The following is a 17576-nucleotide window of genomic DNA, read 5'->3' as shown; positions in this document are numbered from 1 at the left end:
GGTGTCGCAGGCCTCCGGCTTCCTCAGCCCTGGCTCTTCGCGGGGTCCTTGAGACCGACGGTCGCGTAGTCGACGGTGCCGGTCCACACGGGGTGGCCGAAGGCGCCCGCGATGTTGGTGCCGACGAGGAGCGGCTTGCGTTCCAGGAGGAGCGGGACGTTCGGGGACTTGGCCATCAGGGCCGCGTCGAGGTCGATCCAGGCCTGGTTGGCCTCCTTGGCGTCGGCCATGGCGTTGATCTCGTCGATCCGCTTCATGGTCGCCTCGTCGCGGAACTGGCTGTAGTTGCCCTGGTTGCCCTTGTCCTTGATGGTGCGTCCGTCGAAGACGAAGGGGATCCAGGTGGAGCCCGACGGGTAGTCGGGGCACCAGCCGGTGAGGGTCATGTCGGGGGTGGTGGAGAGGTCGCCGATGACGTCGTAGTAGGCGCCCGGGTCGACGGTGTCGATGACGACCTCGATGCCCGCGCGGGACAGGCCCTGCTGGATGGCCTCCGCCTTGCCCTTGTCGCCGGTGGAGACGGAGAGGGACACCTTCAGGGTTTCCTTGCCGGCGGCCTTGAGGAGTTCCTTGGCCTTGGCCGGGTCGCCGGCCGGGGCGATCTTCAGGACGTCGGCCTGCTTGCCGCCGGAGAGGGCCGGGGGCAGGTAGGCGGTGGCGATCTCGTTGAGGGCCGGGCCGCCGCCCGCGGTGACCACGGCCTCCTTGTCCACCGCGTACTGCATGGCCTCGCGGACCTTGGGGTCGTTGAAGGGGGCGCGGGAGTTGTTCAGGTGGAGCATCTCCGTGCAGCCCTGGGACTCGGCGAGCAGCCGGGCCTTGACGTCCGGCTTGGGGAGCACCTTGGGGGCGCTCTCGGGGCGCATGTCGGAGTACTGGACGGCGGAGGCGTCGGCGCCCTCGCCGGCGATGATCCGGTCGTCGATCTGGCCGCCCTTGAGGCCCATGACGACCACGAACCTGTCCGGGTAGGCCTTGCGGACGGTGTCGGTCTTCGCGTCCCAGTGCTCGTTGCGGACCAGGACCAGCTTCTTGTCGCGGTCGTACGACTCGATCTTGTACGGGCCGGAGGAGAACGGGCGGGCGTCGTACTGGGTGCCCTTCTCCTGGGACTGGGGCACGGGGGCGAAGGTCGGCAGGGTGGCGGTCGCGGAGAACTCGGCGACGGGACGCTTCAGTTCGAAGACGATCGTGCGGTCGTCGGGCGTCTTGACGGAGTCCAGGTGCTGCCCCTGGAGCGGGCCCTTGTAGCCCTCGGTCCCGGCGAGGTACTGGGCGGCGTAATCGGGGCCGCCGGTGAGGTCGGGGCTGAAGGAGCGCTCGACGTTGTACTTGACGTCCTGGGCCCTGACCGGCGTGCCGTCCTCGTACTTGACGCCCTCCTTGAGGGTGAAGGTCCAGGTGCGGCCTCCGTTGGTTGGGGTGCCGAGGTCGGTGGCGAGGTCGGGGACCAGTTCGCTGCCGGCCTTGCCGGGCTCGGCCTTGAAGGTGACGAGCGTGCGGTAGAGCAGCCGGGTGCCGAAGTCCATGGTCGGCATGGTCCAGTTGCGGGCCGGGTCTAGGTGCGCGAAGTCCTGGTTGGACAGGACGGTGAGGGTGCCGCCCTTGGCCGGGGTACCGCCGAGGATCTTGCCGTCGTTGGCGGCCGCGGGGTTGGAGGCGCCCGCGTCGGCCGAGCCCTTCGTGGTGCCGGAGCAGCCCGAGGCGCCGAGTGCGAGAGCTGCCACCAGGGCGGTGGCGAGGGCGAGTTGGGTGCGCTTGGTCATGGTCACTCCAGTGAAGGGCCGCGCTCTAGGATGTGACCGGTAACATAGTAATGTGAAATTGCACTGACAAGGGGTTGGCCGCGCCGTTATCCAGCCGTGTCCCGAACGACTGGTCGGCGCGTCGGCGCGACACCCGGCCCGGCGGGCGGGAGCATGCCGGGTGTGATCACGCAGGCCAAGGCCGCGCAGCGGAGCAGGAGTTCACCAAGCCGGACGCCGGACCGGCGGGATCCGGGGCGAGGGGAGCCGGACCGGCGGGAGCCCGGGCGGCGGGACTTCCTCACCGCCGCGGGAGCGGCGGCGGCGACCTTCGCCCTCGGGGTTCCCGCACGGGCCACCGCCGCCGGCCGGGACGCCGTCACCGCCGTCGAGTACGTCGACGTCCAGCTGCTCAGCATCACCGACCTGCACGGCTTCCTGCAGGGCGCCCCCGGGAGCAACTCCGTCATCATCGGCAATGGCGGCCGGAGCCACACCGTCGGAGGCGTCGCCCATATGGCCGCGCACCTCGAACGGCTCCGTGCGGGGCGCCCCAACTCGCTCTTCTTCACCCCCGGGGACGCCTTCTCCGGCTGGGAGTTCGACGCCGCGGCCTTCGCGGACGAGCCGACCATCGAGGCCCTCAACCGGATGGGGCTCGACTTCGCCACGGCCGGCAACCACGAGTTCGACAAGTCCCCCGCAATGCTCCAGCGGCACATGGAGCAGGGTGTCCCCTTCCCCGTCGAGGGCCGCGACCACTCCTTCACCGACTCCTCGGGCCTGCGCTTCCACGGCGCCGACTTCCGCTACTACAGCGCCAACCTCGTCTGGGGCGCGGACGGCCGTACGGTCCTGCCCGCCTACCACGTCGAACAGGTCCGCACGGCCGACGGCCGGGAGCTGCCGATCGGTTTCATCCACCTCACCGCCCTGGGCAGCGAACGCTTCCCCGGTTCCTTCCAGCCGGGCCTCGCCACCCTGGACGAGGTCGCCACCGCCGATCGCTGCGCCGCGCTGCTGAAGGCGCAGGGAGTGAACGCGATCGTGCTCAGCCTGCACGACGGGGCGGTCGCGGGCGCGGACTTCAACAGCGGCTCCGCGCCCTCGGGGCCGGCCCTCGACCTCGCGCTGCGGGTCTCCCCGGACATCGACGCGATCGTCACCGGGCACTGGCACACCCGCTTCAACATGATGGTCCCCGATCCGAACGGAGTCCCCCGCCCATTCGTCGAGGCGGGCTGCTACGGCCAGATCATCAACGAGATCAGCCTGCGGCTGGACCCGCTCACCGGCCGGGTGGTCCGGGAACTGACCGTCTCCACCAACCACCCCAACACCCGTGACATCGCCCCTCATCCGGGGCTGCAGGAGGTCGTCGACCACTGGGCGGGGCAGGCGGCCGAGCGCGACCGGACCCGGATCGGACGGCAGACCGGCTCGTTCCTGCGGGCCCGGAATGCGGCGGGCGAGAGCACCATGGGCAATCTGGCCGCCGACTGGGCGCTGTGGGCGGGCAGCCGGCCCGCCGATCCCGAGAACGACGGCAACATCCACCCCAACGTCCCGGCCCAGCTCGCCGTGGTCGCAGCCGCGCCGCGGGTCGGCCAGACGGTCATCGCCGGGGACCTGGTCCTGGACGCGGCCTCGGACGGCGCCGTCACCTTCGGCAGCGCCTGGCGGGCCCTCGGGTTCGGTGACCCGGTCGTCAGCGCGTGGGTGACCGGGCAGCGGATCCACGACGCCCTGGAGGAACAGTGGACGACGACGGAGGACGGCGAGCTGCGCTTCGCTCCCCTGGCCGTCTCCCGCAACGTCCGCTACAGCTTCGACGCGCAGGGGCCGGCCGGGGACCGGGTGCACCCCGAGGAGGTGTTCATCGACGGCAACCCGCTCGATCTCGGCGGCAGTTACCGGCTCGCGGCGCCCTCGTACACGCTCCTCGCGAGCGACGGCTACCCGGCGCTCTCCGATTTCCGTGAGCCCTACCGGCACCAGCGCGACTTCGAGAGCTTCGTCGCGTACGTCCGCGAGACGGCGGTGCTGACGCCGCCGCCCCGGGGGCGGGTCACGGCGGCGAACACGAGCGGCGCGGCGGCCGACGTGGGGACCGTGGTGGACCCGCCGGTCCTGCTCCTGCCCGACGGCACGCCCGTGCCGCGCCCGGAGGCGGCGATCATTTCCGCGGACCGGCCGCAGCCGGTCCGCGGCGGGGGCCGTGCCCCCTGCTGATCGCCCCGGAGGCTACTGGACGCCCGAGCCGAGGCCCCCGGGGACACGGCCGACCGGTTCGTCGCGGCCCTGGGCCCAGAGGGAGCGGACGTGGCCGAGGTGGCGGAGCATGCACTCCTGTGCCGCCTCGGCGTCGCCGCTGAGCATCAGGTCGAGCAGTTCGATGTGCTCCTGCGCGGAGGAGACCAGCTTGCCGGCCTCGTCCAGGCCGGTCAGGCCGTACAGCCGGGAGCGCTTGCGCAGGTCGCCGACGGTCTCCACCAGCCGGTCGTTGCCCGCGAGAGCCAGCAGCGACAGGTGGAAGCGGCGGTCGGCCTCCAGGTAGCCGATCAGGTTGTGCTCGCGCGCGCTGGTGACGATCTCCTCGGCGATGGGACGCAGCGCCTCCAGCTGTTCGGCCGTGGCGATCTTCGTGATCCGGCCGATGGTCGGCACCTCGATCATGGTGCGCAGTTCGGTGAACTGGTCCAGGTCGCGCTCGCTGACCTCGGTGATGCGGAAGCCCTTGTTGCGGACGGGCTCGACGAGGCCCTCCCGGGCCAGGTCCAGCATGGCCTCGCGCACCGGTGTGGCCGAGACGCCGAGTTCGGCCGCGAGACCCGGAGCCGAGTAGACGCTCCCGGGGCGCAGCTCTCCCGCTATCAGCGCGGCTCGGAGTGCGTGGCCGACCTGGTCGCGGAGGCGTTCCTGGGCCTTGATGAGACTGTGCTGCTTCAGGTCACCCATTGCATTTCCTCCGAGACCCCCGTACACGACCGACGAGGAGAGGACCAGCGTACAATGTCACGTTGCGCTGCTCACACTCCGGCGGCCTCGTAGAGCGCGACCGCCACAGCGAGATCTTCCCAGGCCATGCCCACACTCTTGAAGAGCTGTGGACAACTCCGCGGCCCGCCCGCGGGCATCCGCCCGCCGACCAGATCGGCGAGGGTGCCGGTGATGTGACCGGGCCCGATCGCCCCCTCGGCCTCCGGGACGAGGAGGTCCCCGGCCTCCCGCAGGGCCGCCGCCCGGGACTCCACGTACACCGCCGCCCGTCGCACAAGGGCGGTGTCCGTCTCCCGGGCCGTCGGTTCGTGCGATCCGACCGCGACGACGGTGGCGCCCGCGCCGACCAGCCCGCCGTCGAAGAGCGGTTCGCGGGCCGTGGTGCAGCAGATCACCAGATCGGCGTCCGCCACCTCTTTCGGGGTGCCGGTCCGGGCGCGCGGGCCCAGCGTCCGGGCGTGCGCGGCGAGCCGCTCGGCGCCCGCGGCGTCACGGGCGACCACCACCACCTCGGCCAGCTCCCGTACGGCCGAGGTTGCTTCCAGGTGCCCGTACGCCTGCGGCCCGGAGCCGAAGAGCACCAGCCGCAACGGCCGGCCGGCCGGCGCCAGGTGGCGCAGGGCGAGGGCGGAGACCGCCGGGGTGCGCAGGGTGGTCAGCGCCGCCCCGTCGAGCAGGGCCAGCGGGCGCAGGGTGGGCCCGTCCAGCAGGAGGTAGGAGCCGGTGATCCGGGGCAGCCCGCGGGCCGGGTTGCCCGGCGCAACCCCGGCGATCTTCACCCCGGCGTACGCGCCGGACGCGGCCGGCATCAGCAGCAGTTCGCCCCCGCCGGGCACCCCGATCGCGGAACGCGGCGGGCAGCTCTCCGGGTCGAGGCCGCCGAGCAGGGCGGCGGCCACGGCGTCGGCGGCCGCGGCCGGCGTGATCAGTGCGGCCATCCGCCCGGCGCCCAGCCGGGGGATGTCCGTCACAGGAGGAACCCGGCGCCGAGCGCGTCGTGCGGGTCCATCACGAAGGCGTGCTCACCGGTGCGGTGGGCGGTGCCACTGACCTCGGTGACCCCGCCGTCCAGCATCCGCCCCGTGAACACCGTGCCGGCTACCGACTCGTGCAGCAGGTCCTCCCCCGGGCCGATCCGCCCGTCCTCGGCGAGCAGCGCGAGCCGCGCCGAGGTGCCCGAGCCGCAGGGCGAGCGGTCGATCTGCCCGTCGGCGAAGACGGTGACGTTGCGCTGGTGCGGCCCGAACGGGGTGTCGGGCAGCTCCTCGTGGAGGATCACCCCGTAGATCCCGGACAGCAGCGGGCCGCCCGGGTGCCAGGTGGCGGGATGAGTGGCCAGCGCCGCCCTGATCTCCTGTCCGGCCCGCACCAGGGCGGGCAGCGCCGCCCGGGAGACGTCCAGGCCGAGGTCGCGGGCGCGGACCGAGGCGTAACAGGCCCCGGCGTGGGCGATGTCCACGTCGGCGAGCCCGAGCGAGGTGGCGACGGGGACCTTGCGGGCGCCCACCCGGGCAGGGACGTTGCGGAAGGTGACCCCGGTGGTGCGGCCCCCGCCGCGGTGCACGGTGGCGGTGACCCGCCCGGACGGTACGTCGATGCGCACCGGGGCGTCCCCGTCGTCCGGGGCGGCCACGCGCCCGCTCTCCACGGCCCAGACGCCGAGGGCCATGGTGCCGTGTCCGCAGGCGGTGGAGTAGCCGTCCTTGTGCCAGAACAGCACGCCGAAGTGGGCCCCGTCGTCGTCCGGGGGGACCACGAACCCCCCGTACATCCCGGCGTGTCCGCGCGGCTCCTGCACGAGCAGGCGCCGTACGTCGTCCAGCGCGCCCCGGCGCGGGGCGGTCCCCGAGCCCCCCGGGCCGATGACGGTGGCGCAGCGCTCGGCGACGGTGTCCCCGGGGACCGGTGGCATTCCCGCGGCGCCGGAATCGACGATCCGGAAGGGCTCGCCGGCGGTGTGGTAGTCCACCGTGCGGACGGTGATCACAGGAGGAAGCCTCCGGGAAAGGGGTCGGTCGGGTCGAGGAAGTACTGGGCGGTGCCGGTGATCCAGGCCCGGCCGGTGACGGTGGGGACCACGGCGGGGAGCCCGCCGACGGTGGTCCCGCCGACCAGCCGGCCGGTGAACTCGGTGCCGATGAAGGACTCGTTGACGAAGTCCGTGCCGAGTTCCAGCAGGCCGCGGGCGTGCAGCTGGGCCATCCGCGCACTGGTGCCCGTACCGCAGGGCGAGCGGTCGAACCAGCCGGGGTGGATGGCCATGGCGTGCCGGCTGCGGCGGGCGTCGGAGCCGGGGGCGGTCAGGTAGACGTGCTTGACCCCGGCGATGGAGGGGTTCTCGGGGTGGACGGGCCGGTCCGGGCCGGCGTTGATCGCGTCCATCACCGCGAGTCCGGCGGCGATCAGGTCGTCCTTACGGGCGCGGTCGAAGGGCAGGCCCAGAGCGTCGAGTTCGACGAAGGCGTAGAAGTTGCCGCCGTAGGCCAGGTCGTAGGTGACCGTGCCGAAGCCGGGGACGTCGGCCTTGAGGTCGAGGCCGACGCTGAAGGAGGGGACGTTGGTGAGGGTGACGGCGGTGGCCGCACCGTCCTCGACGCGTACGTCGACGCTCACCGGCCCGGCCGGGGTGTCGAGCCGGACGGTGGTGACGGGCTCGACGACCGGCACCATGCCGGTCTCGACGAGGACGGTGGCGACCCCGATGGTGCCGTGCCCGCACATGGGGAGCAGGCCCGACACCTCGATGTAGAGGACGCCGTAGTCGGCGTCCGGGCGGGTCGGGGGCTGCAGGATGGCGCCGCTCATCGCGGAGTGCCCGCGCGGCTCGTACATGAGCAGGGTCCGGACGTGGTCCATGTGCTCGATGAAGTGGAGCCGCTTCTCGGCCATGGTGGCGCCGGGGATCACCCCGACTCCCCCGGTGATGACCCTGGTCGGCATGCCCTCGGTGTGCGAGTCCACCGCGTGGTAGACGTGGCGCGTACGCATTCCGGATTCCCCCCGGTGACTAGTTGAGGCCCTCGGCGAGGGCCTTCTCGGTGGCGGCGCGGACGGCGGCCTCGGTCTCGCCGGTGAGCGGGAAACGGGGCGGGCGGGTGGCGCCGCCGGGGCGCCCGGCCAGGTCCATGGAGAGCTTGATGGCCTGGACGAACTCGGTCTTGGAGTCCCAGCGCAGCAGCGAGTGCAGGGACTTGTAGAGCGGCAGGGCGGTCTCCAGGTCTCCTGCGACGGCGGCCCGGTAAAGGCGCGCGCAGGAGTTCGGGAGCGCGTTGGGGTAGCCGGCGATCCAGCCGACGGCGCCCGCGAGGGCGAGTTCGAGCAGGACGTCGTCGGCGCCGATGAGCAGGTCGAGGCCGGGGGCGAGTTCGGCGATCTCGTAGGCGCGGCGCACGTCGCCGCTGAACTCCTTGACGGCGACGATGGAACCGTCGGCGTGGAGCCGGGCGAGCAGGGCCGGGGTCAGGTCCACCTTGGTGTCGATGGGGTTGTTGTACGCGACGACGGGCAGCCCGGCGCGGGCGACCTCGGCGTAGTGGGCGCGTACGGCGTCCTCGTCGGCCCGGAAGGCGTTGGGGGGCAGCAGCAGGACGGAGCCGGCTCCGGCCTCGGCGGCCTGATCGGCCCAGCGGCGGGCCTCGGCGCTGCCGTAGGCGGCGACGCCGGGCATGACGCGGTCGCCGTCGCCGGCCGCCTCGACGGCGGTGCGCACGACGCGCGCCCGTTCCTCCTCGGTGAGGGTCTGGTACTCCCCGAGGGAGCCGTTGGGGACCACGCCGTCACAGCCGTTGGCGATCAGCCAGGCCACGTGTTCGGCGTAGGCGTCGTGGTCGACGGTGAGGTCCTCGCGCAGCGGGAGCGCGGTGGCGACCATGATTCCGTGCCAGGGGCGGGTGCGGGGCGCGGGGGTGTGCGCGTGGGTCATGTGAGAGCTCCCTAGAGTGGTGTGTGACATTTTACTAGTGGGTGTGGTGCGGCCACAAGGGCCACAGGCACCCGATCAGTGCCCGGCGGGCGGAAGTTCGGCGAGGTGGCGCAGGGGCACCGGGCAGGACAGCGGCCGCCGGTCGGGCGCGGGCCCCTCTCCGGCCAGGGCCGCGACGGCGGGACCGCACATCCGGCCCTGGCACCAGCCCATCCCGGCCCGGGTGAGAAGTTTGACGGTACGGGCGTCACGCGCGCCGAGGTCGTCCGTGGCCTCGCGGATCCGCCCGGCCGGCACCTCCTCGCAGCGGCAGACGACGGCGTCGTCGCGGAGCCAGCCGGTCCAGCCCTCGCCGGGGCGGTGGGCGGCGGCCATCGCGTCGGCGAAGGCGCGCAGCCGCGCACGGCTCCGGATCAGCCGGGGGGCGGGCCGTGCCCCCGCCACGGAGTGCGCGGCCAGTTCCCCCTCGATCATGGCCAGTTGGGCCCCGCCGATGCCGCCGGTCTCGCCCGCCGACCAGATGCCGGGGACGGAGGTCCGCTGCCCGGCGTCCAGGACGAGGGCGACGGTGCCGTCGGGGGCGGGCCGGGTGGCGCAGCCGAGGTTGGTGGCCAGTTCCAGCTGGGGCACGAGCCCGTGGCCCACCGCGAGGGCGTCGCAGGGGATCCGGCGTGCCGTGCCGGGCAGCGGACGCCAGTTCCGGTCGAGCCGGGCCACGGTGACGGCCTCGACCCGGTCGGTGCCGTGCGCCTCGGTGACGGCGCGGCGGGTCAGGAGCCGGACGTGGTGGCGGGCGAGCGCCCCGCCGTAGCCCGCGGCCTCGACGAGCTTGCCGGGATTGCGCAGCAGGGCGGGCAGCCGGCCGGCGTACGCGGTGTAGGCGGCGGCCTCCACCACGGCGGGCACGGCGGCTCCGGCGGCGGCGAGCGATCCGGCGACGGCGAGCAGCAGCGGCCCGCTCCCGGCGACGACCACCCGCCTGCCCGGCAGCACCAGCCCGCCCTTGAGCATGGCCTGCGCCCCGCCGGCCCCGACCACCCCGGGCAGGGTCCAGCCGGGGAAGGGCAGTTGCCTCTCGTAGGCGCCGGTGGCGATGAGCACGGCGCGGGCGGTGACGGTCGCGGCCCGCTCCTCGGGGGCGTGGCCGGCCACGGCGTGCAGGATCCAGGCGTCCTCGTGCGGGAGCACCGTCCAGACGTGGTGGCCCGCGAGGTGGCGGATCCGGCCGGCCGACTCGTGGGCGCGCAGGGCGGCTTCGCGGGTCGCGAACCCGTCCCAGCCGTGGTGCAGGGCCTCGGGGCGGGCCGCACCCAGGCCCGGGGCGGGGTGGCGGTAGTACTGCCCGCCGGGGCGATCGCCCGCGTCGAGGAGGGTGACCCGCAGCCCGAGGCGGGCGGCGGTGACGGCGGCGGCGAGGCCCGCCGGCCCGGCCCCGACGACGGCCAGGTCGGCCACGGGGGCGGCGCCGGGGCCGGCGGGTTCAGACGGCGAGGTCGGCACGGCCGGTTCCCTCCTGGGTGGTGACGGTGTCCCCGGGCCGGGCCGGGACCAGACAGGCGCGCTGGTTGGGCCGGCCGTTGACGGTGACGAGGCAGTCGTAGCAGCTGCCGATCCCGCAGAACGCGCCGCGCGGGGCGCCGCCCTCGCGGGTGGTCCGCCAGGCGAGGATGCCGGCGCCCCAGAGCACGGCGGCGATGCTCTGGCCGGGCTGAGCGGCCAGTTCCCGGCCGTCGAAGGTGATCTCGTGCACGGCTGCCGGGCTGCCGCCGACCAGCGAGCGGGGGCTGCGCATCAGTGCTGCTCCTCGGGGATGTCGAAGGCGGCCGGGTCCGGGTCCGCGGCGAAGCGCTCCGGGCGGAACGGGTGCACGGGGAGCGGCGGTTCGGCCTCCGTCAGGGCGGCGGCGATCAGCAGCCCCGTCGCGGGGGCCAGGCCGATGCCCGCGCCCTCGTGGCCGCAGGCGTGCAGCAGCCCGGGGCGCCGCGGGTCCGGGCCGATCGCCGGGAGGTGGTCGGGCAGGTAGGGGCGGAAGCCGTGGTAGGCGCGCATCACCCGGATGTCGGCCAGGACGGGGAAGAGTGCCGCGGCCTGGGCGGCCAGGCGGCGCAGGGCCTCTGTCGAGAGGGTGCGGTCGAAGCCGACCCGCTCGCGGGTGGCGCCGATCAGTACGGGGCCCGACGGGGTGCCCTCGACCACCGCCGAGGACTGCAGGGCGGCCGAGCCGCTGGCGACGTCCGCGATGTAGTCGGCGGCGTAGACCTTGTGCCGGACCACCCTCGGCAGGGGTTCGGTGACCAGGACGAAGCCGCGGCGAGGGAGGACGGGCAGGGTGATCCCGGCCAGCGAGGCGATGCGGCCGCCCCAGGTGCCGGCCGCGTTCACCACGGCCGGGGCCAGGAGTTCACGGTGCGGCGTGCGCACTCCGCGTACGGCGCCCCGGTCCAGCAGGATCCCGGTCACCTCCTCACCGAGGTGGACCTCGGCGCCCGACGCGGCCAGCAGCCGGGCCGCCGCCTGCGCGGGCTGGACCTGGGCGTCCTGCGGGTAGTGGAAGCCGCCCGCCAGTCCCGGGGCCAGGTGCGGCTCCAGTTCGTGCAGGGCGTCCGCCGCCACCTCCACCGCGTCGACGCCGGAGGCGCGCTGGCCCTCCGCGAAGGTGCGCAGGGCCTTGACGGTCCTGTCGTCGGGGGCGACGACGAGCCCGCCCTTGGACTCGTACTCGATCTCCCGCGGGAGGACCGCGGCGAGCTCGGTCCACAGGCGCGCGGACAGCAGGGCGAGGTCGAGTTCGGGTCCGGCCTCCTTGTCGGAGACGAGCAGGTTGCCTTCGCCGGCGCCGGTGGTGCCTCCCGCGACGGGGCCCCGGTCGACCACGGCCACGGAGAGTCCGGCGCGGGCCGCGTAGTACGCGCAGGCCGCCCCGACGACGCCGGCGCCGATGATCACGGCGTCCAGGGAGTGTCTCTTGAGCACGACAGTAATATGTCACATTCTTTAGGGCCTGCCCAGATGCCGGGCCGAAGGCGCTGCCGGTCAGCTGCGGAGGGGACCCTCACAGCTGTAACTGGAGGTTCCCGCGACCTTGTTGGTCCAGATCTCCACCGGACCGAAGGAGCAGTTCATGTCGGCGAGGTTGTTGGAGGCCGCGCCCGCCCGGTCGAGGATGAAGTAGTCGACCGTCTCCGACATGTCCTTGAAAACCTGGTCGTCGCTGCGCCAGTTCTTCAGGTTCGCGGTGATCCGGCCGGTACAGGTGAAGCGGCGCTTGGCGGCGTCGCCGTTCTCCACACAGTCCGGAGTGTTCTGCGTGGCCGAGGCGAAGGACGACTTCACCGAGGCCAGCGCCGCGTCGCGCAGCTGCCCGTTCGGGGTGAAGGTGGTGTTCGGCACGAAGAGCTGGTCGACCTTGGCGATCTGCGCGTCCAGGAAGCGGTCGTAGTCGCGCTGGAGGTAGGTGTCCGCCCCCGTCCGGTGGCGCCAGGCGTCGTAGGCCGCCACGTCGTTGGCCCGCAGGTGCGTGTACATCTCGCGCAGCAGGGCGGGCTTCTCGGTCCACAGGAACTCGAAGAAGGTGCCCGCGTAGCTGTAGAAGCGGAAGCCGTCGCCGTCGTACGTGGCGTTGAGCAGCTGCTCGACGCTCATCCGCGGGCCGCCGCCGGCCGTGTCGCTGATGATGCTCTTGACGAGGGACTTGCGGACGGCGATGCCGTTGTCGCGGGTGGCGCCGTCGAAGAACTCGGCCGTGCCCTCGTCCATGGCGGTGGTGCGGTCGCCCTCGTACCAGGGGCCCTCGCCGAAGAAGCCGGGGACGGCGAAGCGGCCGTTGAGGTAGTGGGTGTACTCGTGGCGGAAGAGCTCCTCGAGGGTGAGCGAGGAGTCCTGCGGGACGCGGCGCTGGTAGGTGTAGAAGGTGGCGCCGTTCTCGATGTAGATGCCGCCGTTGTTGGTGTCGTAGCCGGTCAGGATCGGGTGGTAGTTCACGTAATCGGCGCGCGAGCCGTAGAGCACGATGTTCAGGGTGGAGTTGGGGTCGCCGGCGAGCGGCTGGTCGGTGCCGAGCACGCGGTGGTACTGGGCCTTCACCTGCTTGCTCGCGTAGTACAGCTGGTCGACCGTGGCCCTGTCCAGGGCGGTGCGGACCTTGATGGCGCCGTTGTCGTAGGAGTAGGTGTAGGGGAAGAGCTGCTTCTCGATGTCCTCCTTGCACACCCCGTACGGCTTGCAGGCGTCGTAGAAGTTGAGCCAGGAGACGACCTTGGCCCAGGGCTCGCTGCCGTTGCCGAAGGCGGCCTTGACGGGCCCGAGCATCGCGCCGAGCTCGGCGACGACCTGGTCGCGCAGGCCCTCGACCTGGCCGAAGCGGGCGTACTCGCTCAGCGCGTCGCGCACCACCCAGGCGTTGCCGGTGTCCTTGAGGTGCGTGTAGGTCGCGAAGGCCTTGAAGGCCTGGCGGTAGGTGGCGTCGGCGGCCACCGCGGAATGGAAGGCGGCGTCCTGGTTGCCCGGGTAGACGCCCAGGTAGGTGACGGACAGGGCGGCCAGTGCGGCGCCCGCCCAGCCGGCGTCGTGGTGGGTGGCCGGGTGGGCCGGGTCCATGGTGGCCAGGACCTGCTTGATGAGGCCGAGCTGGTGCTGGCGCAGGCCGGGCGCGCTGCCGGCGTAGAGGGCCTCGCGCAGGGTGCGGGCGTTGGAGGGCGTCGCGTCGAAGGTGTGGGCGGCGGCGCCGAAGTCGGCGATGGCGCGGCGCATGGCGTCGACGGTGGGGGCGTCGGTGACGTCGATCTCGGTGCGCGAGTAGTCGTGGTAGGCGACCGCGTGCAGGTACGTGAACATCTCCTCCAGGTGGGAGGAGTTACGGCCGTCGTGGGCGGCGGCCAGGCTGGATATCCGGCGGGAGACGGCCTGGACGTGCGCGTCCGACATCACCGGGGTCAGGCGGGCGTCCCAGGTCCAGATGAGGCCGCGCAGGCAGCCGTCGGCGGTGACGGCCTGGTCGGCGAGGAAGTCGGCGAACTGCTCGGGGGTGAGGTTCGTGATCCCGTCGAGGGTGCAGGGGACGCCCGCGGCGACGCTCTTCGCAGTGGGGACGGACTTGGCGGCCCTGCCGCGCTTCTCCAGGTCGTCGGCGGGCGCGGCGGCGGCCGTCGAGGCGCCGGGGACCTGTCCGGCGATCTTCTGCCCGCCGGGGGCCGGGGCGGGCGCCGGGGCGTTGTCCTTCGGGTTGGCCAGGCGCTCGACCTCGTCGAACGGGTTCCCCGTGGGGCCGGGGGCGGGGGTGGCCGGGGCGGCCTGTGCGCCGGTGAAGGTGGCCGGGGCCGCGGACTCGGCGGCCTGCGTGACGGCCTGACCCGCGCCGGCGAGGAGGGTCACGGCTACGGCGGAGGCGAGAAGGGAAGAGCGCACAGCTCTGTGCTTGAGCACCGAGAACTCCTGATTGGAGAGAGGTGAAGTGGGGGGTGGTGCGTGAACTGCCCTGCGTCACACGGCGTTTGACGGGGGTTAACGTGCCGCGGTGTGAGCTGTAACATAGTAATGTGAAATTGCACTGACAAGCCCTATGCGCCCACCAGTTCGCATCTTTCTTGAGGGAGCCCTCGTGACCGACGCCCCCACCGACGCCTCCGCCCACCTCAACACGGGCAGTCACGACCGCCCGGTGTCACCCGAGTTGTCCCGGTTCATGGCGGGCAACTGGACCCCGACCCCGCTGTCCGACTCCACCCGCGTCCCCGGCCACGCCGTCACACCGGCCCGGCGGGCCCGGCTCTCGGCCCGCTTCCCGGGCGAGCGGCTGATCGTCTCGGCCGGCGAGCTGAAGGTCCGCTCCAACGACTGCGACCACCGGTTCCGGCCGCACAGCGCCTACGCCTGGCTGACCGGCCTCACGGGCGAGGACCAGGCGGGCCACGTCCTGGTCATGGAGCCGTCGGGCCCGCACGCGCACGAGGCCGTCCTGTACCTGCGGCCGCGCTCGCCGCGGGCGGACGGGAACGGGGAGTTCTACCGGGACCGCCGGTACGGGGAGTTCTGGGTGGGCCGCCGGCCGGACCTCGCGGAGGCCGAACGCCTCACCGGCATCCGCTGCGCGCACCTGGACCGGCTCGGTTCACCGTCCGGCCGCAATGCGGCGACCGACGCCGAACTCGCCTCCGCCCTTTCGGAGTTGCGCCTGGTCAAGGACGCCTGGGAGGTCGAGCAGCTCCAGCTGGCCGTCGACCACACGACGGCGGGCTTCGAGGACGTCGTACGGGCCCTGCCGCGCGCGCTGGCCCACCCGCGGGGGGAGCGGTGGATCGAGGGGGTCTTCGGCCTGCGCGCCCGGGCGGAGGGCAACGGCACCGGGTACGAGACGATCGCGGCGTCGGGCGCCCACGCCTGCACCCTGCACTGGATCCGCAACGACGGCCGGCTGAACGGGGAGGAACTGCTCCTGCTGGACGCGGGCGTGGAGACGGACACCCTCTACACGTCGGACATCACCCGCACCCTCCCGCTGTCGGGCCGCTTCTCCCCCGTCCAGCGCCAGGTGTACGAGCTGGTCCTGGCCGCCCAGGAGGCGGGCATCGCGGCGCTCCGCCCGGGAGCGAGCTTCGGGGACTTCCACCGGGCCGGGATGCGGGTGATCGCGGAGGGCCTGGCGCAGTGGGGCGTCCTGAAGAACGCCGAGGGCGACCTGCACCGGCGGTACACGCTGTGCAGCAGCGGCCACATGCTCGGGCTGGACGTGCACGACTGCGCGAAGGCGCGGGCGGAGACCTACCTGGACGGAGTCCTGGAGGAGGGACAGGTCCTGACGGTGGAGCCGGGCCTCTACCTCCAGCCCGACGACGAGACCCTCCCTGCGGAGCTGCGGGGCATCGGCGTGCGCATCGAGGACGACCTGGTCATCACGTCGGACGGCGCCCGCCTGATGTCGGGCGCGCTGCCGCGCACGGTGGCCGGGATCGAGGAGTGGATGGGCCGGCTGCTGGAGGGCTGAGCCCCTCGGCCCCGCCTCACGTGCCGAGGTGGCCGGTCCGCCCGTCCGCGCGGGTGTCCCCGAGCCGGGTCGTGAGTTCCTCGACGAAGGCCTCCAGGTGGGGCGGGCGGGGGCCGGTCCGGGTGGCGCAGTACCAGGTGCGGGTCAGCGGCCGTGCGCCGATGCGGACGAGGGCGAGGTCGTGCGAGGCCGCGTAGGGGGCGGCCACCCAGTTGGGCAGCACGGTCACGCCCTGGCCGCCCGCCACCATCTCGATCACCAGGTCGGTCACCACCGGCATGGTGGTGATCCTCGCCGGCCTGGCCCCCGCGGGGATCGGCAGCGGCATCGACGGGATCCGCTTCTGGTCGTAGAAGTCGTAGAGGACGAGGTCGGCGCCGTCGAAGTCACGGGCTGTCAGGTGTGCGCGCGACGCCCACGGGTGGCCGGCCGGCACCACGGCCATCATCTCGTCCTCGAACAGCCGGGTCAGGGACACCCGGTCCATCTGCAGGTCCGGCTTGGTGACCAGGGCGACGTCGACGAGGTCGGCGAGCAGGGCCGGGACGGGCGCGTCGTCGGCGACGGTTTCGATGCGCACGTCGATGTCCGGTGCGCGCTCGCGGAAGGCCCGCAGTACGGGCGGCAGCCACGGGAAGGTCGTACTGCACTGCGCGGTGAAGCGGACCCGCCGGTCGCGCCCGTCGCGGATCTCGCGCAGGTCCCGGGCCGCCGAGTCCAGTTCGCCGAGGACGTGGCGGGCCGCGACCAGCAGGCGGCGGCCGGCGGCGTTGGGGATCAGGCGGCGGCCCTTGCGATCGAAGAGGGCCATGCCCAGGCGCGCCTCCAGCCGGGTGAGCCGCTGGCTGAGGGCGGGCTGGCTGACGTAGAGCCGCTCGGCGGCGGCGGTCAGCGAGCCGGCCTCGGCGGTGGCGGCGAGCAGCTCCAGGTCACGCAGGTCCACATCCATAACACTGGATTATCACACGCTCCAATCTTCGTCGTGGTGTTATGAGTTGGGCGCTCCTAGGTTCGTGGTGTCAGCCGGCCGGACCCCCGGCCTCCCACGAAGGGCACCAGCACCATGACCGACACCACCACCACGGCCACCACGTCAGCCACCACCACCGCGATCGTCACCGGCTCCTCCAGCGGCATCGGCCTGGACATCGCCCGCGCCTTCCTGGAGAGCGGCGCCGAGGTCGTCCTGAACGGCCGGGACGCCGACCGCCTCGCGAAGGCCGCGGCCGGACTCGGCCATCCCGAGCGGACCGCGTGGGTCGCGGGCGCCATCGCCGACCCGGCGACCGGCGAGGCCCTCGTCCGTACCGCCCTCGACCGGTTCGGCGGCATCGACGTCCTGGTCAACAACGCGGGCACCTTCGCTCCCAAGCCCTTCACCGAGGTCACCGAGGAGGAACTCGACGGCTTCCTGACGGGCAACCTCAAGGGCACCTACCTCACCACCCAGGCCGTGGTACGGGCGCTGCGCGCACAGGGCCGGGGCGGCAGCATCGTCAACATCGGCACCGTCCTCGTGGACCACGCGCTGGCGGGCTTCCCGTCCTCCGCACCGGTGGTCAGCAAGGCGGGGGTGCACGCGCTGACGACCAGCCTGGCCGCCGAACTCGCCGCGGACGGTATCCGCGTGAACCTCGTGTCGCCCGGCATCATCCGCACTCCGCTGCACGCGGGCTCCGACGTGGACGCCTTCGGCGGGCTCGCCCTGCTGGAGCGGGTGGGCGAGGTCTCGGAGGTCTCCGGGGCGGTGCTCTACCTCGCGGGCGCCACCTTCGTGACCGGCCACGCCCTGCGCGTGGACGGCGGCCACGTCACCGGCCGCGCCTGAGCCGCAACCCGCCCGGCCCTGCCCCGGCCCTGTCCTGTCCTGCCCTGCCCTGCCCTGCCCTGCCCTGCCCTGCCCTGCCCTGCCCTGCCCTGCCCTGCCCCC

Annotated in this window: 14 protein-coding genes; 3 read left to right on the top strand and 11 right to left on the bottom strand. The window is 73.2% G+C overall.

The genetic code is table 11. The annotated features are described in order from the left end of the window. Positions 1-23: 23 nt before the first annotated feature. Positions 24-1766 (bottom strand): ABC transporter substrate-binding protein, encoded by a 1743-nt coding sequence (locus OG444_RS29000; protein WP_327264941.1) that lies wholly within the window; start codon positions 1764-1766, stop codon positions 24-26. Positions 1767-1928: 162 nt separating this feature from the next. Between OG444_RS29000 and OG444_RS28995 the strand changes: the two genes are divergently transcribed. After that, positions 1929-3977 (top strand): bifunctional metallophosphatase/5'-nucleotidase, encoded by a 2049-nt coding sequence (locus OG444_RS28995; protein ID WP_327264940.1) that lies wholly within the window; start codon positions 1929-1931, stop codon positions 3975-3977. Positions 3978-3989: 12 nt separating this feature from the next. Here the strand turns inward: OG444_RS28995 and OG444_RS28990 are convergent, their stop codons facing one another. From OG444_RS28990 to OG444_RS28950, 9 genes are all read right to left on the bottom strand, one after another. Then, positions 3990-4703 (bottom strand): GntR family transcriptional regulator, encoded by a 714-nt coding sequence (locus OG444_RS28990; protein ID WP_327264939.1) that lies wholly within the window; start codon positions 4701-4703, stop codon positions 3990-3992. A gap of 71 nt (positions 4704-4774) precedes the next feature. After that, on the bottom strand, positions 4775-5683 hold the full coding sequence (locus OG444_RS28985; RefSeq protein WP_327266967.1) for an ornithine cyclodeaminase family protein: 909 nt from the start codon (positions 5681-5683) through the stop codon (positions 4775-4777). A gap of 29 nt (positions 5684-5712) precedes the next feature. Further along, the gene (locus tag OG444_RS28980) at positions 5713-6732 is read right to left on the bottom strand and encodes a proline racemase family protein (RefSeq protein ID WP_327264938.1); all 1020 of its coding nucleotides are present in this window, start codon (positions 6730-6732) and stop codon (positions 5713-5715) included. After that, on the bottom strand, positions 6729-7733 hold the full coding sequence (locus OG444_RS28975) for a proline racemase family protein (protein WP_327264937.1): 1005 nt from the start codon (positions 7731-7733) through the stop codon (positions 6729-6731). The genes OG444_RS28980 and OG444_RS28975 overlap by 4 nt, the downstream gene beginning before the upstream one ends. 19 nt (positions 7734-7752) lie before the next feature. Continuing rightward, positions 7753-8667 (bottom strand): dihydrodipicolinate synthase family protein, encoded by a 915-nt coding sequence (locus tag OG444_RS28970; RefSeq protein ID WP_327264936.1) that lies wholly within the window; start codon positions 8665-8667, stop codon positions 7753-7755. Positions 8668-8742: 75 nt separating this feature from the next. Further along, on the bottom strand, positions 8743-10167 hold the full coding sequence (locus OG444_RS28965; protein ID WP_327264935.1) for an FAD/NAD(P)-dependent oxidoreductase: 1425 nt from the start codon (positions 10165-10167) through the stop codon (positions 8743-8745). Continuing rightward, positions 10148-10459, bottom strand: coding sequence for a (2Fe-2S)-binding protein (locus OG444_RS28960; RefSeq protein WP_327264934.1), 312 nt, complete (start codon positions 10457-10459; stop codon positions 10148-10150). Before OG444_RS28960 ends, OG444_RS28965 begins: the two co-directional genes overlap by 20 nt. Further along, on the bottom strand, positions 10459-11640 hold the full coding sequence (locus tag OG444_RS28955) for an NAD(P)/FAD-dependent oxidoreductase (RefSeq protein WP_327264933.1): 1182 nt from the start codon (positions 11638-11640) through the stop codon (positions 10459-10461). Before OG444_RS28955 ends, OG444_RS28960 begins: the two co-directional genes overlap by 1 nt. A 60-nt stretch (positions 11641-11700) precedes the next feature. Continuing rightward, a complete protein-coding gene (locus OG444_RS28950) occupies positions 11701-14088 on the bottom strand; it encodes a collagenase (RefSeq protein WP_327264932.1) in 2388 nt (795 codons plus the stop codon). A gap of 175 nt (positions 14089-14263) precedes the next feature. Here OG444_RS28950 and OG444_RS28945 point away from each other — a divergent pair, with 175 nt between their 5' ends. Further along, positions 14264-15646 (top strand): aminopeptidase P family protein, encoded by a 1383-nt coding sequence (locus OG444_RS28945; RefSeq protein WP_327264931.1) that lies wholly within the window; start codon positions 14264-14266, stop codon positions 15644-15646. Positions 15647-15662: 16 nt separating this feature from the next. On the opposite strand, the gene OG444_RS28940 is transcribed toward OG444_RS28945, so the two are convergent. After that, entirely contained in the window at positions 15663-16595 is a 933-nt protein-coding gene (locus OG444_RS28940; RefSeq protein WP_327264930.1) for a LysR family transcriptional regulator, read from the bottom strand. 114 nt (positions 16596-16709) lie between these two features. Between OG444_RS28940 and OG444_RS28935 the strand changes: the two genes are divergently transcribed. After that, the gene (locus OG444_RS28935) at positions 16710-17474 is read left to right on the top strand and encodes an SDR family NAD(P)-dependent oxidoreductase (protein ID WP_327264929.1); all 765 of its coding nucleotides are present in this window, start codon (positions 16710-16712) and stop codon (positions 17472-17474) included. The last annotated feature ends 102 nt before the right edge of the window (positions 17475-17576 follow it).

Source organism: Streptomyces sp. NBC_01232, assembly GCF_035989885.1.
GTDB lineage: Bacteria > Actinomycetota > Actinomycetes > Streptomycetales > Streptomycetaceae > Streptomyces.
The sequence above is the reverse complement of the archived record's forward strand: the minus strand, read 5'-3'. Positions and strand labels throughout refer to the sequence as shown.

What these genes read in the sequence shown, in the direction of transcription:
- OG444_RS28940 (WP_327264930.1), bottom strand. Translation starts at nt 16,595, where the DNA reads ATGGATGTGGACCTGCGTGACCTGGAGCTGCTCGCCGCCACCGCCGAG.
- OG444_RS28975 (WP_327264937.1), bottom strand. Translation starts at nt 7,733, where the DNA reads ATGCGTACGCGCCACGTCTACCACGCGGTGGACTCGCACACCGAGGGC.
- OG444_RS28935 (WP_327264929.1), top strand. Translation starts at nt 16,710, where the DNA reads ATGACCGACACCACCACCACGGCCACCACGTCAGCCACCACCACCGCG.
- OG444_RS28990 (WP_327264939.1), bottom strand. Translation starts at nt 4,703, where the DNA reads ATGGGTGACCTGAAGCAGCACAGTCTCATCAAGGCCCAGGAACGCCTC.
- OG444_RS28960 (WP_327264934.1), bottom strand. Translation starts at nt 10,459, where the DNA reads ATGCGCAGCCCCCGCTCGCTGGTCGGCGGCAGCCCGGCAGCCGTGCAC.
- OG444_RS28970 (WP_327264936.1), bottom strand. Translation starts at nt 8,667, where the DNA reads ATGACCCACGCGCACACCCCCGCGCCCCGCACCCGCCCCTGGCACGGA.
- OG444_RS29000 (WP_327264941.1), bottom strand. Translation starts at nt 1,766, where the DNA reads ATGACCAAGCGCACCCAACTCGCCCTCGCCACCGCCCTGGTGGCAGCT.
- OG444_RS28985 (WP_327266967.1), bottom strand. Translation starts at nt 5,683, where the DNA reads ATGGCCGCACTGATCACGCCGGCCGCGGCCGCCGACGCCGTGGCCGCC.